The 6668-nt window shown below is 72.7% G+C and carries 4 protein-coding genes and 1 rRNA gene; 2 read left to right on the forward strand and 3 right to left on the reverse strand.

What is annotated here, in order from left to right; translation table 11 throughout:
* Positions 1-297: 297 nt before the first annotated feature.
* Positions 298-798: a tetratricopeptide repeat protein gene (locus BTM25_RS28950; RefSeq protein WP_235828759.1), complete on the reverse strand. Its 501-nt coding sequence runs from the start codon at positions 796-798 to the stop codon at positions 298-300.
* 7 nt (positions 799-805) lie between these two features.
* On the opposite strand from BTM25_RS28950, the gene BTM25_RS28960 reads away from it, so the two are divergent.
* Positions 806-2851: a DUF1015 family protein gene (locus BTM25_RS28960; RefSeq protein ID WP_235828760.1), complete on the forward strand. Its 2046-nt coding sequence runs from the start codon at positions 806-808 to the stop codon at positions 2849-2851.
* 28 nt (positions 2852-2879) lie between these two features.
* Positions 2880-3812, forward strand: a complete 933-nt coding sequence (locus BTM25_RS28965) for an MBL fold metallo-hydrolase (protein ID WP_103566858.1) — start codon at positions 2880-2882, stop codon at positions 3810-3812.
* Positions 3813-3852: 40 nt separating this feature from the next.
* On the opposite strand, the gene BTM25_RS28970 is transcribed toward BTM25_RS28965, so the two are convergent.
* On the reverse strand, positions 3853-4881 hold the full coding sequence (locus BTM25_RS28970) for a hypothetical protein (RefSeq protein WP_235828761.1): 1029 nt from the start codon (positions 4879-4881) through the stop codon (positions 3853-3855).
* Between the two features lie 1662 nt (positions 4882-6543).
* Positions 6544-6660 (reverse strand): 5S ribosomal RNA (rrf, locus tag BTM25_RS28980).
* Between the last annotated feature and the right edge of the window lie 8 nt (positions 6661-6668).

The raw sequence follows: 6668 nt of genomic DNA on the forward strand, positions 1-6668 counted from the left end.
ATACGACGCCGGCCGTAGCGCAGAAATCCATGCGCTCGACCCGGATCGCAAAGCACTCTCTACCTCCGCGCACGAGCAAACCGACCAGCGACCACGCCCGACCGCTTCGCACCGTCCACTGATAACCCGCGAATACACGCTCGCCACCGAGAGCGAGGCTGCGCACCATTCGACTAACGCGGACGCAGGCGGTTCCCTGAAAGCGAAGCAGCGGCAGCGTCGGGCACCGTGAACGCAATCGGGGCAGACGATGGATGAAAGACGGTCGTGACCAGGGGGCGATTGGGGCGAAGAAAGTCAGTCGCGGGAGGCGAGAGTGGCACGAACGTGCCGGAGGGCGTTGGCGTAGTCCTTGTTGTCGGGCCGCATCGCGGCCGCAAGGGCTAGGGGCTCCACGGCACCACGAAAGTCACCCATGCGGCTGAGCGCGAGCCCCAGCCCGAACAGCGCGTAATCCTCAGCAGGATCGTCGGCGACGATCGAGCGAAAGCTGTCGGCGGCATCCCCGAACCGGCGCGCGCCGAACTGAGCACGCGCCAACGCCTCACGGATGGCGCGCGAGTCCGGCTCGGCGTCAGCGGCACGGGCCAGGAGCTGGAGCGCCGCCGCAGCGCTCCCCGACCGCAGCAGGCTCAGCCCACGCGTGTACCACTCGTACACGTCGCCGCCGGGAGGATGCTCACCCGTGGAATCGTCCGGCCGTTCCGGTCCTTGAAGGCTCATATGGACCTCCCGTGCGATCGTGATCACATTCGACGGTACCCGCTCACGCGGCAGGGGGCCGCCGGTGGTTAGCATGCCCACAGTGGACGGCGATCTCCCTTCCGGATCCAATCCGGAAGACTTCAGCGCATGGGCGTTCGGCACACCGGACCCCCGGCCCGCCGCCGGACTGGTCCTGGCCCCGTTCCGCGGCGTGCGCTTCGACCCGACCCGCGTCAACAACCTGTCCACGGTGACGAGCCCGCCCTACGACCTCCTGGACGACGCGGAAGCCCGCTCACTCCTGGACACCGACGAACGCAACATCGCCCGCCTCATCCGCTCCCGCGCGGAAGGCTCCGACTACGCCGAGGCCGCCGCGGCACTACGCCGCTGGCTCACCAACGGCACACTCCGCCCCGACGACACCCCAGCCCTCTACATCTACGAAGCCGCCACCACCCCAACCACCCCCGGCACCGGCACCGGCACCGGCACCGGCACCGGCACCGGCACCACCAACACGGACGCAGGCGCCAGCGCCGGTGCGGGCGCCCGCGCAAGCGCCCGTGCTGACGCCGATGCGGGCGCCCGTGCCGACGCCCGCGACAATGCCGACGATGCTGCTGTGGGTGATCGAGGCGCCGGCCAGAACGCCGACATGGGCGCCGGCGAGGGCGGCGGCACGAGCACAGGCGAAAGCACCAGCGGGGGCATCGACGACACCGACGGCTGTGCCGACAAAAGCACAAATGAGGGCAGCGGGACCGTCGTCGGGAATACCGACGACGGTAGTAGGGGCACCGGCGAGCGCGCCAACGCGGGCGTTGGCGGTGACACCGGCACGAGCGCTCGCCGGAGCATCGCTGCGAACGCTGGCGGGCGCACCGACGCGGGCGTCAGCGGGACCGTCGTCGGGAGCACCGACGGCGCAAGCAGGGACACCTGCGAGCGCGCCAACGCAGGCGCTGGCGGGGACACCGGCACGAGCGCTCGTCAGAGCATCACCGCGAGCGCTGGCGGGCACACCGACCCGGGCGCCAGCGGGCGCACTGACGGGCACTCCGACCGCGGCACCGGCAGGCGTGCGGGCGAGAGCTCTCGCGAGCGCGCTCATGGGGGTGTTGACGAGGTCGGAGGCGCCGGCGGAGGCGTTGTTCTGCAGCGGGGGCTTATCGGTGCGCTCGGGCTGCGCGCGGAGGGCGACCGCGTCGTGCTGCCGCACGAGGACGTCTATCCCGGGCCCGTCCGTGACCGGCTCGCGTTGATGAGTGCGACCCGCGCCAATCTGGAGCCGATCTTTCTGACCTATGAGGGCGGCGGTGTCACGGCCGACATCGTGGACGACGCCGCGTCCGGCGAGCCCCTTGTCGAATTCCGGGATCGCGACGGGCTCGTCCACCGGCTGTGGCGGATCACCGATCCGCGCCTGCACGCGCGCATCGCCGACGACCTCCGCCCCCGGCAGGCACTGATCGCCGACGGCCACCACCGATACGCGACGTACCGCCTCCTCCAGGCCCGCCAGAGCGGCCCCGGCCCCTGCGATTACGGCATGGCCCTCCTTGTCGACTCCACGCGCTACCCGCCCCGGTTGGGCGCCATCCACCGCGTCCTGCCGGGGCTGGACCCGGACACGGCGCTGAAGGCCGCCCGGACGGCCTTCAACGTCACCCCGTTCACCGACCTGTCCCCGGCGCTCGACGCGCTCGCGGCGGCGGACGAGCCCGCGTTCCTGCTCGGTGGCGCGCACGGACTGCACCTGCTGACCCGGCCCGATCAGGCCCGTCTCGACCGGGCCGTGCCCGCCGACGTGCCCCCGCTCGTCCGCAGGCTGAACACGACCGTCCTCGACCGGCTCCTCATCGACGGTCTCTGGAACGTGCCCCGCGACGAGCACACCGTCGAGATCGTCCACGACGATCCGGCCGCCGCTCTCGACCGCGCCCGCGCGACCGGCGGCACCGCCGTCCTGCTCAACCCCCTCTCCGTCCGCGATGTCATGGACGTCGCCGCGCACGGCGACCGCGTTCCCCGCAAGTCCACCTCCTTCGGCCCGAAACCCCGCACCGGCCTCGTCCTGCGCCTCCTCGACCAGGATGGAACACCGGACACCGACGGCGAAAGCCCGGCCGCGGACTGTGGATAACCGCGCCCCGCAGCGCGATGATCGGGCCATGGACACCACGATCACGCCGCTCGGCGGAGACGTCTACGAGATCGACACGCGGATGGCGGGCTACAGCGGGATCACGGCCGGCTACCTGATCCTGTCCGACCGGCCATGCCTGGTCGAGCCCGGAACGTCCGGGTCCGCGCCGACCGTCCAGGCCGCGCTGACCGAACTCGGCGTCACCGCCGCCGACCTCGCGACCGTGGTCGTCACCCACATCCACCTCGACCACGCCGGCGGCGTCGGCGACATCGCCGCGATGTACCCCGGTGCCGAGGTCGTCGTCCATGAGAAGGGCGCGCGCCACCTCGTCTCCCCGGAACGGCTGATGCGCAGCGCGCGGCGGGTCTACGGGGACGCGCTCGACGTCCTGTTCGGCGAGCTGAAGCCCACCGACGCCGCGCGGATCCGGGCGGTGGACGACACCGGCGTCATCGACCTCGGCGGCGGCCGACGCCTGGAATCGCACTATTCGCCGGGACACGCCAAACACCATGTCGGGCTCATGGACTCCGCGACGGGCGACCTCTACGTCGGGGACGCCGCCGGGATCTATCTGCAGGAGACCGCCGACGTCCGTCCGGCGACGCCCCCGCCGGACTTCGACCTCGACACCGCGCTCGGCTCGCTCCGGCGGTTCGCCTCACTCCAGCCGCAGCGGCTGCTGTTCGCGCACTACGGCCCGGTGACGGCGGTCGAGGACACACTGGAGCGGTCCGCCGAGGAACTGCGCGTCTGGGTGGACGCCGTCCGGGACGCCCGCGACGCCGGGCTCGACGTCGACCACGCCGTCGAGATGGTCCGCGAGCGCACCGCCCACCGGTACCGCATCACGCAGGACGACATCGACCCGGACGTCGCCGCGAAGTACCAGGTGCTCAACAGCGACGAGAGCAACGTCGTCGGGATCATGCACGCGCTGTCACAGCACGCGTGAAAAGGTCAGGCCGTCCGCCTTAGGGGCGGACGGCCTGATCTCACTCGTCCTCGTCCTTCTCCGGCGCCGGTTCGGGCGCCAGGAAGACGGCGGGCGCGTCGGGGACCTCCACGTCGGCCGCCGGCGGCGTGTCCGGCGCGAACGCGAAGGTCAGCGGGTCCGTCGCGGTCTCCGCGACCGGCTCGTCCAGCGCTTCCTCCGCCGGGTCCGCCTCGACGGCAGGCGCGCCATCGGAATCTTCCGGTGCGTCCGAGACGTCGGGCTCGTCCGGGACGACGGCGCTCACGGCTTCCGGCTCGTCCTCGCCATCGGTCCCCGGGGCCTCGCCCAGCTCCGCGTCGGCGACGAACGTCTCGTCGTCCTCCTCGGTGTCGACGATCTCCAGGCCCTCGATCTCCGCGTAGCGCTCGGCCGCGTCGGTCTCGCCGTCGCGGTCGGCGGCGGAGGACCGCGCGAACCAGTCGGACGCCTCGGCCTCCCGTCCGGCCTCGGCCAACGCGTCCGCGTAGGCATAGAACAGCCGCGCCGACCAGGGGCGGAGCCGACGGTCGCGCAGTTCGGGAATCTGGAGGGTCACGACGGCGGCGTCATGCTGACCGAGGTCACGGCGGGCGCCGGACTCCACGATCCGCAGTTCCACCAGCCCCGCCGTGTCCAGCCGGGACGCCTCGGGCGACTTGACCAGGTCCAGCGCCCGCTCGGGACGCCCCAGCCCGCGCTCGCTGTCCGCCATGACCGGAAGGTAGGTCTCGTCCCCCGCGCCGAGCCGCCGCGCCGCCCGCAGTTCCGCGAGCGCTTCGGCCCACTCGCCGGCGGCGTAGGCGGCGAGTCCCGCCGCTTCCCGGACGATCCCGACACGCGACGCCAACCGCCGCGCCGCGCGCGCATGCTTGTACGACTGCTCGGGCTCGTCCTCCGCGAGCCGCCCCGCCATCACCAGATGACGCGCGACGCGGGCCGCCAAGTCCTTCGGCAGCGTGCGCAGTTCGACGCGAGCGTCGGCGTCCAGCTCCTCGCCGGTGACGTCGTCGGGCAGCAGCGGGTCGTCGTGCCTCGGCTCGGCGGACACGTGCTCATCGGCCGGACGGCCGTGCCGGTCACCGTCCCGGTCTTGCCACGGACGCGCCGGACGCCGATCGTCGCGGTCGCCCTGACGGAACGGCGGACGGCCGGAACCGCGCTGCGGCCCACCACCGGAACGCCGGTCATCGCGCCGGTCCGGCCGGGGACCGCGCCGGTCGTCCGGCCGCCCCCCACGGTCGTCACGCCGCTCGAACCGGGGACCGCCCGGCCCACGCCGGTCATCGCGACGCTCGTAACGCGGACCACCCGACTGACGCCGATCGTCGCCCTGACCGCGGTCATCGCGCCGCTCGAACCGCGGACCGCCCGGCCCACGGCGATCGTCCGGACGACCGCCACGGTCATCACGCCGCTCAAAGCGAGGGCCACTCGACCCACGCCGGTCGTCACGCTGCTCATAACGCGGGCCACTCGACGGACGCCGATCGTCGCCCTGCCCACGGTCGTCCCGCCGCTCGTAACGCGGACCGCCGGACGGACGACGATCGTCACCCTGACCGCGGTCATCGCGCCGTTCGTAACGCGGACCACCCGACTGACGCCGGTCTTCACTCCGGCCACGGTCATCACGCCGGTCATAACGGGGACCACCAGACGGACGACGATCGTCGCTCCGGCCACGGTCGTCCCGCCGCTCATAGCGCGGACCGCCGGACGGGCGCCGATCGTCACCCTGGCCCCGGTCATCGCGCCGCTCGTAACGCGGGCCACCGGACGGACGGCGATCATCGCCCTGACGGTCGTCCCGCCGCTCGAAAGGCCGGCCACGACGGTCGTCCGGACGGCCACCGCGATCATCGCGCCGCTCGAACCGGGGACCGCGACGGTCGTCGGGACGTCCCGAACGGTCCTGCCGGTCGAACCGGGGACCGCCCGGGCCGCGACGGTCGTCGGGCCTGCCGGATCGGTCGTCACGGTCGCGGAAGCCGCCGCCCTGGGGACGGCCGGGGCCGCGATCCTGACGGAAGGGCTTCCGGTCGTCCCGGCGCGGACCGCCGGACGTGCGTTCGGGCCGGTCATCGCCGGACCGGAACGGCCGCCTGTCATCGCGGTCGCCGGGACGCCCCTGGAAGCGACGCTCACCCTGCGGTCCGCCCTGACGAGGGCCGCGCGGGCCACTGGGTCCGCGTCCGCCCCGGTCGTCACGACGGTCGAAGCGCCCCTCGCCGCCCTGACGGCGGTCATCGGAGCCACGGTACGGACGATCCTGGCCACCGCGCGGGCCATCGCCCCTGCGGTCATCGTCGCGGCGAGTCGGACGGTCGTCACGACGGTCATCGCGCCGGAACCCGCCGCCCGGACGGCCGCCTCCGAAGGAACGGCCACCGCCGTTCCCCGACTGGCCGCTCTGTCGCGGACGACCCTGGGCGCCTCGGGGCCCGCCCGACCGCGGGGCCGCACCGCGCGGCCCGCCGTCCCGGCGCCGGCCCGCGTCTCCGCGACCGTCTCCCCCGCGACGGGCGGGCTTGTCGCGCCCCCCGTCCCTGTTGCGCCGGTCCTCGCCGCTTCGGCCGTCCTCTTCCGCGCTCATCACGTCCGTCACTGTCGTCGTCGTTCGGTTGCCCCTGCAGCCTACTTCGACTGGGGCATTACATGCGTCGAGGGCCGCTCCCGTGGAATTCCGGGGCGACCCTCGACACTAAAGAAAGTCCGGCGGTGTCCTACTCTCCCACACAGTCTCCCATGCAGTACCATCGGCGCTGAAAGGCTTAACTTCCGGGTTCGGAATGGAACCGGGTGTTTCCCTCTCGCCAAAACCACCGAACGACCAAC

The sequence above is a fragment of the Actinomadura rubteroloni genome (assembly GCF_002911665.1).
Taxonomy (GTDB): domain Bacteria; phylum Actinomycetota; class Actinomycetes; order Streptosporangiales; family Streptosporangiaceae; genus Spirillospora; species Spirillospora rubteroloni.

Bases quoted from the DNA above. Each gene is read 5' to 3' on its own strand.
- BTM25_RS28950 (WP_235828759.1), bottom strand. From the start codon at position 798: ATGCTAACCACCGGCGGCCCCCTGCCGCGTGAGCGGGTACCGTCGAAT.
- BTM25_RS28965 (WP_103566858.1), top strand. From the start codon at position 2,880: ATGGACACCACGATCACGCCGCTCGGCGGAGACGTCTACGAGATCGAC.